14 protein-coding genes and 5 tRNA genes are annotated in these 15,547 nt (G+C 41.0%); all 19 read right to left on the bottom strand.

Annotated features, from left to right (window positions below; genetic code table 11):
• Positions 1 to 36: 36 nt before the first annotated feature.
• Positions 37 to 3,849 (bottom strand): DNA-directed RNA polymerase subunit beta, encoded by a 3,813-nt coding sequence (gene rpoB / locus ACSSS3_RS11575; RefSeq protein WP_442844741.1) that lies wholly within the window; start codon positions 3,847 to 3,849, stop codon positions 37 to 39.
• A gap of 189 nt (positions 3,850 to 4,038) precedes the next feature.
• Positions 4,039 to 4,416, bottom strand: a complete 378-nt coding sequence (gene rplL / locus ACSSS3_RS11570; RefSeq protein ID WP_228231099.1) for a 50S ribosomal protein L7/L12 — start codon at positions 4,414 to 4,416, stop codon at positions 4,039 to 4,041.
• Between the two features lie 56 nt (positions 4,417 to 4,472).
• A complete protein-coding gene (gene rplJ, locus ACSSS3_RS11565; protein ID WP_228231098.1) occupies positions 4,473 to 4,994 on the bottom strand; it encodes a 50S ribosomal protein L10 in 522 nt (173 codons plus the stop codon).
• A gap of 10 nt (positions 4,995 to 5,004) precedes the next feature.
• On the bottom strand, positions 5,005 to 5,703 hold the full coding sequence (gene rplA / locus ACSSS3_RS11560; protein WP_228231097.1) for a 50S ribosomal protein L1: 699 nt from the start codon (positions 5,701 to 5,703) through the stop codon (positions 5,005 to 5,007).
• 21 nt (positions 5,704 to 5,724) lie between these two features.
• Complete coding sequence (rplK, locus tag ACSSS3_RS11555) at positions 5,725 to 6,162, bottom strand: 50S ribosomal protein L11 (RefSeq protein ID WP_228231096.1); 438 nt, start codon at positions 6,160 to 6,162, stop codon at positions 5,725 to 5,727.
• A 69-nt stretch (positions 6,163 to 6,231) separates the two neighbouring features.
• On the bottom strand, positions 6,232 to 6,792 hold the full coding sequence (gene nusG, locus ACSSS3_RS11550; RefSeq protein ID WP_228231095.1) for a transcription termination/antitermination protein NusG: 561 nt from the start codon (positions 6,790 to 6,792) through the stop codon (positions 6,232 to 6,234).
• A gap of 10 nt (positions 6,793 to 6,802) precedes the next feature.
• Positions 6,803 to 7,000 (bottom strand): preprotein translocase subunit SecE, encoded by a 198-nt coding sequence (gene secE, locus ACSSS3_RS11545; RefSeq protein ID WP_228231094.1) that lies wholly within the window; start codon positions 6,998 to 7,000, stop codon positions 6,803 to 6,805.
• Positions 7,001 to 7,089: 89 nt separating this feature from the next.
• A tRNA-Trp gene (locus ACSSS3_RS11540) sits at positions 7,090 to 7,162 on the bottom strand.
• Between the two features lie 102 nt (positions 7,163 to 7,264).
• Positions 7,265 to 8,452 carry an elongation factor Tu gene (gene tuf, locus ACSSS3_RS11535; protein ID WP_228231093.1) on the bottom strand — a complete coding sequence of 396 codons (1,188 nt, stop codon included), beginning with the start codon at positions 8,450 to 8,452 and terminating at the stop codon, positions 7,265 to 7,267.
• Between the two features lie 141 nt (positions 8,453 to 8,593).
• Positions 8,594 to 8,665 (bottom strand) — tRNA-Thr (locus ACSSS3_RS11530).
• Between the two features lie 159 nt (positions 8,666 to 8,824).
• Positions 8,825 to 8,897, bottom strand: a tRNA-Gly gene (locus ACSSS3_RS11525).
• Positions 8,898 to 8,944: 47 nt separating this feature from the next.
• Positions 8,945 to 9,027 (bottom strand) — tRNA-Tyr (locus ACSSS3_RS11520).
• 93 nt (positions 9,028 to 9,120) lie between these two features.
• A tRNA-Thr gene (locus ACSSS3_RS11515) sits at positions 9,121 to 9,194 on the bottom strand.
• A 97-nt stretch (positions 9,195 to 9,291) separates the two neighbouring features.
• The gene (gene hpf, locus ACSSS3_RS11510; protein WP_228231092.1) at positions 9,292 to 9,594 is read right to left on the bottom strand and encodes a ribosome hibernation-promoting factor, HPF/YfiA family; all 303 of its coding nucleotides are present in this window, start codon (positions 9,592 to 9,594) and stop codon (positions 9,292 to 9,294) included.
• A gap of 115 nt (positions 9,595 to 9,709) precedes the next feature.
• Complete coding sequence (locus ACSSS3_RS11505; RefSeq protein ID WP_442844740.1) at positions 9,710 to 10,603, bottom strand: tyrosine-type recombinase/integrase; 894 nt, start codon at positions 10,601 to 10,603, stop codon at positions 9,710 to 9,712.
• A 180-nt stretch (positions 10,604 to 10,783) separates the two neighbouring features.
• Positions 10,784 to 10,978: a 30S ribosomal protein S21 gene (gene rpsU / locus ACSSS3_RS11500; protein WP_009781174.1), complete on the bottom strand. Its 195-nt coding sequence runs from the start codon at positions 10,976 to 10,978 to the stop codon at positions 10,784 to 10,786.
• Between the two features lie 87 nt (positions 10,979 to 11,065).
• Entirely contained in the window at positions 11,066 to 12,235 is a 1,170-nt protein-coding gene (locus ACSSS3_RS11495) for an acyl-CoA dehydrogenase family protein (protein ID WP_442844739.1), read from the bottom strand.
• Positions 12,236 to 12,400: 165 nt separating this feature from the next.
• Positions 12,401 to 13,282: a ComEA family DNA-binding protein gene (locus ACSSS3_RS11490; RefSeq protein WP_442844738.1), complete on the bottom strand. Its 882-nt coding sequence runs from the start codon at positions 13,280 to 13,282 to the stop codon at positions 12,401 to 12,403.
• Positions 13,283 to 13,295: 13 nt separating this feature from the next.
• Positions 13,296 to 15,371 carry an amino acid carrier protein gene (locus ACSSS3_RS11485; RefSeq protein ID WP_442844737.1) on the bottom strand — a complete coding sequence of 692 codons (2,076 nt, stop codon included), beginning with the start codon at positions 15,369 to 15,371 and terminating at the stop codon, positions 13,296 to 13,298.
• Between the last annotated feature and the right edge of the window lie 176 nt (positions 15,372 to 15,547).

Genomic DNA, 15,547 nt, shown 5'->3' with positions numbered 1-15,547 from the left:
AAGTTACGCTTCCGCGGAAGCGTAACCCTTTAGTATCTATTCTTCCAGACGAATGTCCAGACCCAAACCTTTAAGTTCGTGCATCAATACGTTGAACGACTCAGGAAGACCCGGTTCCGGCATTGGCTCACCTTTAACGATACTTTCGTAAGTTTTGGCTCTACCAATAACATCATCAGACTTCACGGTAAGGATTTCTCTCAAGGTAGCCGAAGCTCCATATGCCTCAAGAGCCCAAACCTCCATCTCACCAAAACGCTGACCACCAAATTGTGCTTTACCACCTAATGGCTGTTGCGTAATCAAGGAGTAAGGTCCTATTGAACGTGCGTGCATCTTATCATCAACCATATGCCCCAGTTTAAGCATATAGATAACCCCAACGGTTGCAGGCTGATCAAAACGATCACCGGTACCACCGTCATACAGATAGGTGTGTCCAAATCTTGGGATACCTGCCTCATCAGTAAGTTCATTGATCTGGTCAAGAGTAGCACCATCAAAGATTGGCGTTGCATACTTCTGCCCTAATTTCTGACCGGCCCATCCAAGAACCGTTTCATAAATCTGACCAATGTTCATACGAGAAGGTACACCCAGCGGGTTTAGTACGATATCAACAGGAGTACCATCTTCTAAGAATGGCATATCCTCCTCACGTACGATACGTGCGACAATACCTTTGTTACCGTGACGACCTGCCATCTTATCCCCTACTTTCAGCTTACGTTTTTTAGCAACGTACACTTTCGCAAGTTTGATAATTCCTGCAGGAAGTTCGTCCCCTACAGAGATGGTAAATTTCTCACGACGCAAGTTACCCTGAAGGTCATTTTCCTTAATACGGTAGTTGTGCAACAAATCTGCAATCATTGCATTGGTTGCATCGTCTGTAGTCCAGGTTCCCTGATTCAGGTGGGTATAGTCTTCAACAGCGTTAAGCATTTTAAGCGTGAATTTCTTACCTTTTGGTAATACTTCTTCCCCTAAATCATTCTTAACACCCTGAGCAGTCTTACCATTTACAAGCTGGAATAATTTATCAACTAAAACGGCTTTAAGCTCATCAAACTTCTGGTCATATTCTGCTTCTAATGCAGAAATATCCTCTTTATCTTTTGCGCGCTTGCGCTTATCTTTTATTGCTCTTGCGAAAAGTTTCTTGTCAATAACAACCCCTCTTAATGAAGGAGAAGCTTTTAACGAAGCATCTTTTACATCACCAGCTTTATCACCGAAGATCGCACGAAGTAGTTTTTCTTCCGGAGTTGGATCTGATTCTCCTTTAGGAGTAATCTTACCAATTAAAATATCTCCAGGCTTCACTTCTGCACCAATGCGGATCATACCGTTTTCATCAAGGTCTTTAGTTGCCTCTTCAGAAACGTTAGGGATATCATTGGTCAATTCTTCGTTACCTAATTTGGTATCACGTACATCTAATGAATACTCATCCACGTGAATTGAGGTAAAGATGTCATCACGAACCACTTTTTCAGAAATCACAATTGCATCCTCAAAGTTATACCCTTTCCAAGGCATAAAGGCTACTTTCATGTTTCTACCCAAAGCCAGTTCACCTGCTTCAGTAGCGTATCCCTGACAAAGAACCTGTCCTTTCTTAACGCGGTCGCCTCTTCTTACGATAGGCTTCAGGTTAATAGAAGTACTTTGGTTTGTCTTACGGAATTTAATTAACTGATAGGTTTTGCTATCGCCATCAAAGCTCACCATACGCTCTTCTTCGGTACGGTCGTACTTGATTGTGATTTCGTTAGCATCAACATATTCTACCACACCTTCTCCTTCAGCATTGATCAATACACGAGAATCTGAAGCTACCTGACGTTCAAGACCTGTACCTACAATAGGAGATTCAGCACGTAAAAGTGGAACCGCCTGACGCATCATGTTTGACCCCATCAACGCACGGTTAGCATCATCATGCTCCAGGAATGGAATCAATGAAGCCGAAATGGATGCGATCTGGTTAGGAGAAACGTCAGCATAATGTACTGTGTTTGGCTCCACAACAGGGAAGTCACCCTCCATACGTGCAATAACACGATCTTCTTCAATCTTACCGGAATCATCCATAGGGTTGTTTGCCTGAGCAATCAACATACCTTCTTCTTCTTCCGCACTTAAATAGCGTGGTTTGCTTTCTAAGTCTATTTTACCATCGGTTACTGTACGATAGGGAGTTTCGATGAATCCCATATTGTTTACTTTGGCATAAACAGCCAAAGAAGAGATCAAACCAATGTTTGGACCTTCAGGGGTTTCGATAGGACACAGACGCCCGTAGTGGGTATAGTGTACGTCACGAACCTCAAAACCTGCACGCTCACGAGAAAGACCACCGGGCCCTAGTGCCGAAAGACGACGCTTATGCGTGATTTCTGCAAGTGGGTTGGTTTGGTCCATAAACTGAGACAGCTGGTTGGTACCAAAGAATGAGTTAATTACAGACGAAAGAGTTTTCGCGTTAATCAAATCAATCGGAGTAAATACCTCATTGTCACGAACGTTCATACGCTCACGAATGGTACGAGCCATACGCGCAAGACCAACACCAAACTGGGTTGATAACTGCTCCCCTACAGTACGTACACGACGGTTAGAAAGGTGATCAATATCATCAATCTCCGCTTTTGAGTTGATCAACTCAATAAGATATTTAACGATGGTAATGATATCCTGCTTGGTAAGCACCTGCTTATCCATACCGATATCTAAACCTAATTTTTTGTTCATTCGGTAACGACCTACTTCACCTAAGTTGTAACGCTGGTCGCTAAAGAATAATTTGTCAATAATACCTCGTGCTGTTTCCTCATCTGGCGGCTCAGCATTACGTAATTGACGATATATGTGTTCTACAGCCTCTTTTTCAGAGTTTGTAGGGTCTTTTTGTAAGGTATTGTGGATGATGGCGTAATCTGCTAACTGATTATCCTCTTTGTGAAGAAGGATGGTTTTAGCACCTGCATCAAGAATCTCATCTACGTGCTCTTTCTCAAGAACCGTATCACGATCCAATACGATCTCATTACGCTCAATTGATACCACTTCACCGGTATCTTCATCTACGAAATCTTCGTGCCAGGTATTCAATACACGGGCAGCAAGTTTTCGTCCTAAATATTTTTTAAGTCCGGTTTTAGAAACTTTAACCTCTTCTGCAAGGTCGAAGATTTCTAAAATGTCTTTATCGCGCTCAAAACCTATGGCGCGGAAAAGTGTGGTTACCGGTAACTTTTTCTTACGATCGATGTACGCATACATCACACTGTTAATATCGGTAGCAAATTCAATCCATGAACCTTTAAAAGGAATAACACGGGCTGAATATAACTTGGTACCGTTTGCGTGAAAGGACTGGCCAAAGAAAACACCCGGAGAACGGTGCAGCTGAGATACAACTACGCGTTCTGCTCCATTGATACAAAAAGTACCACTTGGAGTCATATAGGGTATAGTACCAAGATATACATCCTGAACTATGGTTTCAAAATCTTCGTGCTCTTCATCAGTACAGTAAAGTTTTAAACGCGCTTTAAGTGGAACACTATAAGTTAAGCCGCGTTCAATACATTCCTGAATAGAGTATCTCGGGGGATCTACAAAGTAATCTAAGAATTCTAGTACAAAGTTGTTACGGGTATCCGTAATTGGGAAGTTCTCTAGAAAGGTATTGTAAAGTCCTTCATTTCCTCTTTCTTCAGACTTGGTCTCCAATTGAAAGAAATCCTGAAATGATTTTATCTGTATATCCAAAAAGTCGGGATATTCAGGTCTGTTCTTTACCGATGAGAAATTCAGTCTTTCAGCTTGTTTTGCTTGCATCTTCAACGAACGGAATTTAATTAAAATAAATTGAGAATCTGACTATTCAGAGACTCAGAGATTTCTTAACATAAGAAATCTAAGGCAATAATGCGTCGTATTTATAGGAAAACCTTATATACGACAAATGGTTTAGGTCTATTTGCACTTGGCAAAAGACCTAAACCTTTGTATTTACAGGAGTTAAGCTTACTTAAGCTCAACTTCAGCTCCAGCTTCTTCTAATTGAGCTTTGATAGCTTCTGCTTCGTCTTTAGCGATACCTTCTTTGATTGGGCTTGGTGCGTTATCAACAAGCTCTTTTGCTTCTTTAAGACCAGCTCCGGTTAATTCTTTTACAAGTTTTACAACTGCAAGTTTAGAACCACCAGCGGCTTTAAGAATTACATCAAATTCAGTTTGCTCTTCTACAGCATCCTCACCACCAGCAGCACCGCCACCAGCAACAGCTACAGCAGCAGCTGCAGGCTCGATACCATACTCCTCTTTTAAAATCTTAGCTAACTCATTTACCTCTTTTACGGTTAAGTTAACTAGTTGTTCTGCGAAATCTTTTAAATCTGCCATTTTTCTATCGTTTTTAAAAAAATTTTCTATTATATATAATTAAGTGCGTACGTATTTTAACCTTCTCGTTCCTGAAGGGTTTTCACAAGGCCTGCAATCGTTGAACCTCCAGATTTAAGAGCGCTAATAACGTTCTTAGCTGGTGATTGAAGAAGACCAACAATGTCTCCAATGAGTTCTTCTCTCGATTTGATATCTACAAGCGCATCCAGTTGATTATCGCCAATGTAGATAGCCTCTTCGATAAATGCTCCTTTAAGTAAAGGCTTATCAGATTTCTTACGAAACTCTTTAATAACCTTTGCAGGTGCATTACCGGTTTCAGAAAGCATTATAGAAGTGTTACCTTTAAGTATAGAAGGCAATTCACCAAAATCCTTATCTGAGCTCTCCATTGCTTTTGCAAGCAATGTATTTTTAACCACGGCCAGCTTCACGTTTGCTTTAAAGCAGGCTCTTCTTAATTTTGAAGTATTCTCTGCATTTAAGCCAGAGATATCTGCTAAATAAATATGAGCACTTTCAGCCAGCTGCGCAGTCAAATCTTCAATTACCTGTGATTTTTCTTCTCTTGTCATAATTTAACTTTTACTGCTCAGCAAAACGTTTAGAATCTACAGCTACACTAGGACTCATAGTACTAGACATGTATATACTCTTGATATATACACCTTTAGCAGCGGTAGGCTTTAATTTTACCAATGTGGTTATCAATTCTCTTGCATTAGCTGCGATCTTGTCTGCATCAAAAGATGCTTTACCAATTGCAGCGTGTACAATACCAGTCTTATCAACTTTGAAATCAATCTTACCAGCCTTAACATCAGATACAGCTTTAGCCACATCCATTGTTACGGTACCGGTTTTTGGGTTTGGCATAAGACCACGAGGACCTAACACACGTCCTAAAGGACCTAATTTACCCATTACGCTAGGCATAGTGATGATTACATCAACATCTGTCCAGCCGTTTTTGATTTTCTCCAAATATTCATCAAGACCTACAAAGTCTGCTCCTGCTTCTTTAGCTTCAGCTTCTTTATCTGGAGTTACCAGAGCAAGAACCTTTACATCTTTACCTGTTCCGTGAGGAAGTGTCACCACACCACGAACCATTTGATTCGCTTTACGCGGATCTACATTAAGACGTACAGCCAAGTCAACAGAAGGATCAAAATTAACTTTGCTTACTTCTTTGATTAAAGCAGAAGCTTCAGCCAATGTATACGTAGCGTTAGCATCTACCTTAGCACGTGCTTCTTTTTGCTTTTTTGTTACTTTTGCCATTTTAAATTGCTTTTTCGGATGTTAAAAAGGAGCCTGTCCTTTTACAGTTATTCCCATTGAACGGGCAGTTCCTGCAACCATTCTCATTGCACTTTCTATTGTAAATGCATTAAGATCTGGCATTTTGTCTTCAGAGATCGCTTTGATCTGATCCCAAGTTACACTAGCAACTTTTTTACGGTTAGGCTCACCAGAACCTCCTTTGATCTTCGCTGCTTCCATCAATTGGATGGCAGCAGGTGGTGTTTTAACCACAAAGTCAAAAGACTTATCACCATAGACAGTAATTACTACAGGAAGTACTTTACCGGCTTTATCCTGGGTTCTAGCATTAAACTGCTTACAAAACTCCATGATGTTAACACCGGCAGCACCTAAAGCTGGTCCAACAGGTGGAGACGGATTTGCCGCACCCCCCTTAACTTGCAACTTAACAACCTTACTTACTTCTTTTGCCATTTTTAAAAATTTAGTTTGATATGCCCTTTAGTGGAAGCAGAAGAACGATATCTGATATATGTGTAACACTTATACTTTCTCAACTTGCATGTAACTCAGTTCTAACGGGGTCTTTCTACCGAAGATTTTCACCATCACCTCAAGCTTACGCTTCTCTTCATTAATCTTCTCAACCGTACCGTTAAATCCATTGAAAGGACCGTCTATTACTTTAACAGTCTCTCCCATTACAAAAGGTATAGCAACGTTATCTGTTTTAACAGACAACTCATCGACTTTACCTAACATTCTATTAACTTCAGATGTTCTAAGCGGCACAGGATCTCCTCCTTTTGTCTCACCTAAGAATCCAATAACTCCATTAATAGATTTAATCATATGCGTTACTTCACCACCAAGATTCGCGTGAATCATAATATAACCGGGGAAGTAAACACGCTCTTTATTAATTTTTTTACCGTTTCGGATCTGCACTACTTTTTCAGTAGGAACAAGAACCTGCTCGATGTATTCTTCAAGATTAAAACGGGATATTTCCTGCTCGATATATCCTTTAACCTTGTTCTCCTGACCACTTACGGCCCTTACCACGTACCAGTCTTTATCTTTGGTATTGTTTGTTATAGCCATTGTGATTTTTTTAAGCTCCTACCAGATTGAAATATGCTTTGATTGCTCTACTAAAAACGGTGTCAACTCCCCAGATTGCCAGAGAAAAAACGATAGTAAAAACTGCCACTACAACTGTAAGGCGCTGAGCTTCTGAAAGCGGAGTCCAGGTTACGTGATTTTTCAATTCGTTGTAAGACTCCTGAATGTAATTAATAAATCCGGCCATAATATTTTTAAGCATTTTAAAAGACCAAAGCCTTTTTAAATAATATCACATTTTGTGATTACACATACACCTTTTTATGCTGTGCGTAGCACGGGTTGAGAGGCTCGAACTCCCGACACCTGGTTTTGGAGACCAGTGCTCTACCAACTGAGCTAAACCCGTATCCTTAAGCTTTAAAAGCTTTGGAAATTGATTATAAAAATCAAGGCATCCGTTATTTTCACGGACGCCTTAATTTTATATACTTCGGTAATCCGTACCTGTTTAGTCTAAAATTTCAGTAACCTGACCAGCACCTACAGTTCTACCACCTTCACGGATTGCGAAACGAAGACCTACGTTCATCGCGATTGAGTTAATCAACTCAACAGTGATTGTAAGGTTATCTCCTGGCATTACCATTTCTACTCCATCAGGAAGAGAAATATTACCAGTTACGTCTGTCGTACGCACGTAGAATTGCGGACGGTAGTTATTGTGGAATGGAGTGTGACGACCACCTTCTTCTTTCTTAAGGATATAAACCTCAGCTTTGAATTTAGTGTGTGGCTTCACAGAACCTGGCTTAACGATTACCATACCACGAGAGATTTGAGTTTTCTCAATACCACGCAATAAGATACCTACGTTATCACCAGCTTCACCTCTATCTAATATCTTACGGAACATTTCAACCCCGGTGATAGTAGAAGTAAGTTTTTCTGCACCCATACCAATGATCTCTACTGGATCTCCGGTGTTAGCAACACCAGTCTCAATACGACCGGTAGCTACAGTACCACGACCTGTAATAGAGAATACATCTTCGATAGGCATAAGGAAAGGCTTATCAACATCACGAGCAGGAAGTTCAATCCAGTTATCTACAGCTTCCATAAGCTCCATAACTTTCTCTTCCCATTTCTCCTCACCATTAAGTGCACCTAGAGCAGAACCTTGTACAACAGGACCATTGTCACCATCATACTCATAGAAGCTAAGAAGATCTCTTACTTCCATTTCTACCAACTCTAAAAGCTCTTCATCATCAACCATATCCACTTTATTCATGAATACAACGATACGAGGAATACCTACCTGACGACCAAGAAGGATGTGCTCACGAGTTTGTGGCATAGGACCATCAGTCGCAGCAACAACAAGAATAGCACCGTCCATCTGAGCAGCACCAGTAACCATGTTTTTAACATAATCCGCGTGACCTGGACAGTCAACGTGTGCGTAGTGACGGTTAGCAGTTGAATACTCTACGTGAGATGTATTAATAGTAATACCTCTTTCTTTTTCTTCAGGAGCGTTGTCAATAGAGTCAAAGCTTCTTAATTCAGAAAGACCTGCTCTCGCAAGTACAGTGGTAATAGCAGCAGTCAGGGTAGTTTTACCGTGATCAACGTGCCCAATAGTACCAATATTTAAGTGAGGTTTGGAACGATCAAATGTTGCCTTTGCCATGATTTAAATAATTTTTAATCTTAGTTATTATTAGTGTTTAATTTTAAACGCACCTGATACGCCGGCTATGGTTTTACCCAAACGCAAAAAATTGAGCACCAAAAGCACTCATTATTTTCTTACCAGCAGCGACTGCTATTGAGCCAACGACGGGATTTGAACCCGTGGCCTCTTCCTTACCAAGGAAACGCTCTACCCCTGAGCTACGTCGGCTTAGAAACTTATACCCTTCAATTGCGGCCGAAGCCTGAATTACCCGGGCTGACCTCTTCAGCTAAAGGGCTTAATAGTCCGATTAAGGACCACAACCAAAGCCTATCAGATTTGGTTTAAGAAATTTATAATCTTATGGTAAAACCACAAGCATTCTAGAGCGGGAGACCGGGTTCGAACCGGCGACATTCAGCTTGGAAGGCTGACGCTCTACCAACTGAGCTACTCCCGCATTGGGCGGCAAAATTATAAAAAAATTATAAACTGCCAAAATAAAAGTGGGGAGAGCAGGATTCGAACCTGCGAAGTCTAATGACAACAGAGTTACAGTCTGTCCTCGTTGGCCGCTTGAGTATCTCCCCAATATTGGTATATTCAATATTTCAAAAAACGCCGATTTCTGCGTTTTGCGAAAGCTTTAAATCATTTTCACGATTCAAAACTTCTAAATTACGAGCCGATGAAGGGACTCGAACCCCCGACCCCGAGATTACAAATCACGTGCTCTAGCCAACTGAGCTACATCGGCTTTTTATCACCTCTTCAGGCATAAAAAAGTCCGCTATTTCTAACGGACTGCAAATGTAGAATAAATTTACAATTGACAAAAATATTTTCAACTTTTTTTAAGCACTTGCCCTAATTTTTTGCTTCCGCTTTACCAAAAGTCTTTCTAAAGATTGTGCGCAACTATCGGCTCCTTCTTCAAATGATTTAGCTTGTTTTTTGACAATCAACTCGTTACCGGGAACACTCAGCAGGATCTCAACAATTTTGTTCTGACGATCACTTGTATTCTCTAATCTCAAAAAAACATCCGCATAAATTATATGATCATAAAACTGTTCTAGCTTATCCATCTTTTTTTGAATGAAATTAATGAGCTTTTGGTCTGCTACAAAGTGTGGGGTTTGCACGCTTACTTTCATAGGTTCACATTTTAAGATTACTACTTGGTTAGATATACTCCATTAAACGGAGACTTTATTATCAGTTTTTGAATCTGACAATTCGATTAAGCCCACTACATCAAACGCAAACGTTTTAGTCGTCGCTGCGATTACGCGGGTGAGCCTTTTGATATACCTTACTTAGCTCAGCCATACTCGTGTGCGTGTACACCTGAGTAGATGCTAAACTGGCGTGCCCCAGTAATTCTTTGACCCCATTCAAATCTGCTCCGTTATTAAGCAAATGGGTTGCAAAAGTATGCCGCAACATATGCGGACTCGTCTTTGTCTTTTGGGACACCTTACTAAAGTAGCGATTTATTGTTCGGTAAACAAACGTATCGTACAGATTTTCACCCTTGTTAGTAAGCAAAAGTCTATCATCTTCAGCTCCAAAACACTGATTGCGCTGATCGATATAAGTATTTAAAATATCGACCAACCAATTTATTAACGGAATGATTCGCTCTTTGTTGCGCTTTCCAAGCACTTTAATGCTTCGCTGGGCCAAATCAACATCTTTAACCCTCAGGTTGATCAACTCACTCCTGCGCATACCTGTAGCATAAAATAAAGATACCATTGCCAAATCCCGTAACGATTCAAAATCAGAACCGCTACTCAACTCTCCCAACACGGCATCTATCTCATCTCCCGAAAAAGGAACCTGAATCTCTTTCTTAACTTTAAGGGATTTATGCTTTGCAAGCGGGGACTGTTGCAAAACTCCTGTTTTCTGCAAGAATTTAAAATACGACTTTAACGACGCCACCTTTCGGTTTACAGAACGATTACCCAAACCCTCGTCACCCAACTTCACAACCCAGGAGCGAATAAGCGGATACGAAACCTCAGTCACAGGCATTGCACCATATTCTGCGTCTAAAAAGTCTAGAAATGATTCTATATCCCGGCTATATGCCGTCACCGTATGCCTGCTATACTTACGCTCGAGATTGAGATAGTCTATGAATGAAGAAAGGGCCAATTTTAATTCTTATTAGATAGATTCAAAAGATAGGTATTCATCGGCAATCTACCACAAGCCAAACTGTTGTAAATAAAAAAACCGCCAGAAAAACTGACGGTTTAAATTTATATTAATGGAAAGAGGATAAGTCTTTCTGTTAATAATGCCATGTAAAGTGTAAACTTTACTGACGGAATATTAAATATTCTCCTGATCGCGAAGACCTTGAATATATGAGGCTTTCTGAATTTCTCTTCTACGTTCTACAGAAGGTTTTGTGAATGCCTGACGATCACGCAGCTTACGCATAGTTCCCGTTCTATCAAATTTTCTCTTGAAACGCTTCAGCGCTCTATCGATATTTTCTCCGTCTTTTACTGGTATAATTAACATAGTGGTACCTCCTTTCTTTAAATTCTTATCTGTTTACAGGCGGCAAAGATAATTCAATCTTTACAACCCGCAATACTATTTTTATATTTATTTGGCAGCCGGCTTATACTCCTTCTTGTCGATTACCATTTTCGCAATAATCTCTTTTAGGATTTCAGAAGTACCTCCGCCAATAGGGCCAAGTCTGCTGTCTCTAAACATACGCGCTAACGGATAGTCCTCCATATAGCCGTAACCTCCCAGCATTTGCAAACACTTGTAGATTACTTCGTCTGCGATTTTGGTCGCCATCAATTTTGACATACTGGCCTCTTTAACCACATATTCTCCCTTATCCAAACTTCTAGCAACATTATAGTTGAAGGTTTTTATCACCTCAACTTCGGTAGTCATATCTGCCACACCATGCCGTAAAGCCTGAAAACGGTCCAGGTTTTTCCCGAAAGCCTTTCGCTCTGCCATGTAACCAAGCGTGTATTCTAATGCAAACTCTGCGCGGGCGTGTGCATTGATCCCCATTATAAGCCGCTCTAATGCAAAATGCTGCATAATATACTGAAAGCCCTTATTCTCCTCACCCATAAGGTTGGAAACCGGAATTTTCACATCGCTAAATGCGATCTCGCCGGTATCTGAAGCACGCCATCCCAGTTTGTTTAATTTTGTAGCAGAAATACCTTCGGTATTACGATCTACCACAAAAATGCTCATGCCTTTATTGCCCATCTCGGGAGCTGTTTTCGCCGCAATGACAAGATAATCGGAATAGACTCCGTTTGTGATGAAGGTTTTCGAACCATTAAGTATATAATGGTCTCCTTCCAGTACCGCAGTGCTGCGCATTCCGGCAACATCAGAACCTCCAAAAGGTTCGGTAATGCAAAGACAACCTATTTTCTCTCCGGTAATACTTGGAACCAGATATTTTTCTTTAATCTCAGGAGAACCTTCGGCATTGAGGTGCGTCATCGCCAGATAGGCATGTGCCCACATCGCGGCAGCAAAACCTCCGCTATTGATGCGCTGTAACTCTTCCAGAAAAATAACGGTATAAAAGGTATCCAGTTCAAGCCCTCCATATTGCTCCGGGTAAGCAAGGCCAAAATAGCCCATCTCTCCCATCTTGGACCAAATGAACCGTTCTATGGTTCCGCTCTCTTCCCATTTATCCAGGTGAGGCACTACCTCTTTTTGTAAAAAATCTCTCAAACTTTCTCTGAAGAGTTGATGCTCTTCTGAAAAAAACGCGTTGTTCATGTAATTGCTTTTTTCACCTACCGGAATTAAAGCCCTATCTAAAAACAGGATTCCGGAATATTAGAACTAAAATAATCGCTCCCATACATAATGGGAATGTTGTTAATTAGGTAATTGGAAAGGAAGTCTGTAAGTATAAACTTCAATATTCGTTAATACACCTACTTAATTTTGGTTGGATGACAAATATAATTTAATTCGATCTAATTTGTAGGTAGTAATTCCGTCTATTTTAAGGAGCTCATCCAGATCTGAAATACCGTCATGCAGCGTCCTGTAATTCACGATTTCGCGAGCGATATCAAAAGTAATAAAAGGCACGGTTGACAGGTCTGAAGCGTTTGCCTTATTTACATCAATCCGTTTGATCTCCGGTTTGGAAAGTACCGTGTAACGACTTTGAAGTTGTTTCACCTGTTCTTTTGAGATACCGTACACATCATACAACTGCCTGTCGTCAAGAAAACCACCCAACTTCCTTCGGTAATCCAAAATGCGCCTGGCCATAACCTGATCTAATTCTTCAAGATTCATTAATTCTTCAAACGACACGGTGTTTAAGTCACTTTTTGAACCGGGCGACTCGGCCTCCTTTTGAAAGGGCTGATATTCCGTTCTCGGTTTATTTACCCATTCGGGGAATTTAAAATAGGGAGCGATAGCGGCCAGAAGCGAATCTGAAACTCCTGTTACCTGCTGAAAGTCTTCAGCCGAATTGATCCATTTCCCGCTTTCGCGAAAGCGTAACAACCGGTCTATTTCTTCAACTTCCATACCCAAAGTATATCCCTTATAATCGGTAATAAAGTTTGGGTTGAAGGAATACATTTTTGGCTGATTAAGACTATCCTGAAGCTTCTGAATACTATCGATTCGCGCTTCAAAAATGTTTATCTGCTCCTCGTTTAAAGCTCTGGAATTGGAGTCGTTTTGGGGCGGTTCAATAAAAAAATACAACGCCCAGCTAACGAGTACTAATAGCACTAAAAGCAAAATCCCATTTCGCTGCCGGTTATCCAGTTCGAAATGGGATTTTAACTCTTTCATATTTTAAAGCTAGTTAAGCATTCTTGGCCACTTTTTGTTTTTTAAACAATTCGCCGGCTTTTAACTTTCTAAAGTATTCCCTTAAATCTGCACGAACTTCACCGCTCATAATATACAGACCTATAATGTTAGGGAAGGACATTGCCAGAATCATCATATCTGAGAAATCTAAAACTGCTCCCAAACTTACCGATGCTCCTACCACTACAAAGAACAAGAATAAGATCTTATAAAGTAACTCTGATTTTTTGCTTTTTCCAAATAAATAAGTCCAGGCACGCATACCGTAGTAAGACCAGGAGATCATCGTTGAAAATGCAAATAAGAATACCGCTGCGGCAAGCACATATGGGAACCAGCTGATGACACTACCAAAAGCGTCAGAAGTAAGATCTGCTCCTGCAACACCCGTTACTTCGTGCATCCCGGTAAAAATGAGAACTAAAGCTGTTAAGGTACATACCACAACCGTATCGATAAAAGGCTCAAGAAGCGCAACAAAACCTTCAGATGGCGGATGGTTTGTCTTGGCAACACTGTGCGCGATAGCTGCAGAACCTACACCGGCCTCGTTAGAGAATGCCGCACGCTGGAAACCTACTATAAGTACACCCAGGATACCCCCTTTTAAAGCGCTTGGGCTAAATGCCCCGTCAATAATTGCAGAAAATGCAGGGCCTATATTTTCAATATTGATAAATATAACAGTTAAAGCACCCAGTACGTAAACCCCTGCCATAATAGGCACAATCTTACCGGTAACTTTGGCTATACTGTTAATCCCTCCAATAATTACGACTCCTACGAGCACTGCAACGGTAAGACCAAACCAGAAACCGTTACCTTCAAGCCAGCCAAACTGACCACTCAAAATCTCAAAAGACTGGTTTGCCTGGAACATATTTCCACCACCAAAAGAAGCCCCAATTGCAAGAATCGCGAAGAAGGCTGCAAGTACTTTACCCAGGCCTCCCATATTTCGTTTTTGAAGACCGTATCTCAGGTAATTCATAGGACCACCAAACACCCGGCCATCAGGAAGTATATCCCGGTATTTTACACCCAGCGTACACTCTACAAATTTTGAAGACATACCGAGTAGTCCGGCGACGATCATCCAGAACGTTGCTCCTGCCCCACCCAGGGATACGGCAACCGCAACACCCGCGATATTACCCAAACCTACAGTAGCTGAAACCGCAGTAGCCAATGCCTGAAAATGGGTGATACTACCCGGTGCATCAGGATCGTCATATTTACCTTTTGCCAGTTCCAGACTGTGCTTAAAGCCTCTCAAATTGATAAAGCCCATACGCACGGTGAAGAATGCCGCACCAAAAATAAGCCACACCACAATGAATGGGATCTGTGTGGTTTGCTTATCGCCGTTAGGATGTAATAAGGGGACGGGATCGTCGTAGACAATTTCCCCAAAAACATCGGCATTGGTTTGAATTACGTGTTCGGTATTATCCGGATTGTAAATAATACTTCCGGTCTCATTGATATGCTTCAACGTACCATTTGCTTCAGCATTTACAGTGATTGAAGTCCCGTTACTCAGATCAACCAAAGCTATAGGCTCGCCTTTTTTCACCTTTCCACCATCGGCAACCAGCCACTCTTTCAGCGTATATTTAAACGGTGTACCGGTTTCCCATCCCGGTATTGCAATCATTTTTAAATCGGCATAGATCACGGGATCGTACAAACCTACTGCCGCAAATGGATCCCAGAAAAGTACAGATCCCAAGCCGGCTACAGCGGGAGTCATGGTACCGTTAAATACTTCAACAATCGATTCGGTTTCTATCTTGAATTCTTCAGCAACCTCATTACCAGCAGCATCAGTTACAACAACATAATGCTCTATTCCTTCGGTAAGACCGCTTGCAGAGTTTGAAGAAAGTGGTGTGTTTTGATTACTCCATTTGTAGCTGTAGGGCGGAGTTCCCCCGGTAACCTTTAATTCTGCAACACCGTCATTAATTTGAGTTGTAGGGTTTGAAACGTCTGCAGTTACTTTTAAGTCCTGCGCAAGTACCGATAAGGGCAAAAGAACAGACACAAGAAAAATAATTTTCTTCATAAGATTTTTTTGGTTTAACACTTTTTTTCCTGGAAAGACGCAATATGCTAAAAAATTAGGCTTTTTCAAAGGTAAACGCTTTTAAAAAACGAGCAGAATGCCCCTTTAGTGATGAAAATTTAAATAATTCTCAAAATATCTTCAAAAACTGATTTTCAATTTCACGTAACTTTTAA

It is taken from the genome of Leeuwenhoekiella sp. H156 (genome assembly GCF_052218455.1).
GTDB lineage: Bacteria > Bacteroidota > Bacteroidia > Flavobacteriales > Flavobacteriaceae > Leeuwenhoekiella > Leeuwenhoekiella parthenopeia.
This window is presented reverse-complemented; position numbering and strand designations above follow the sequence as displayed.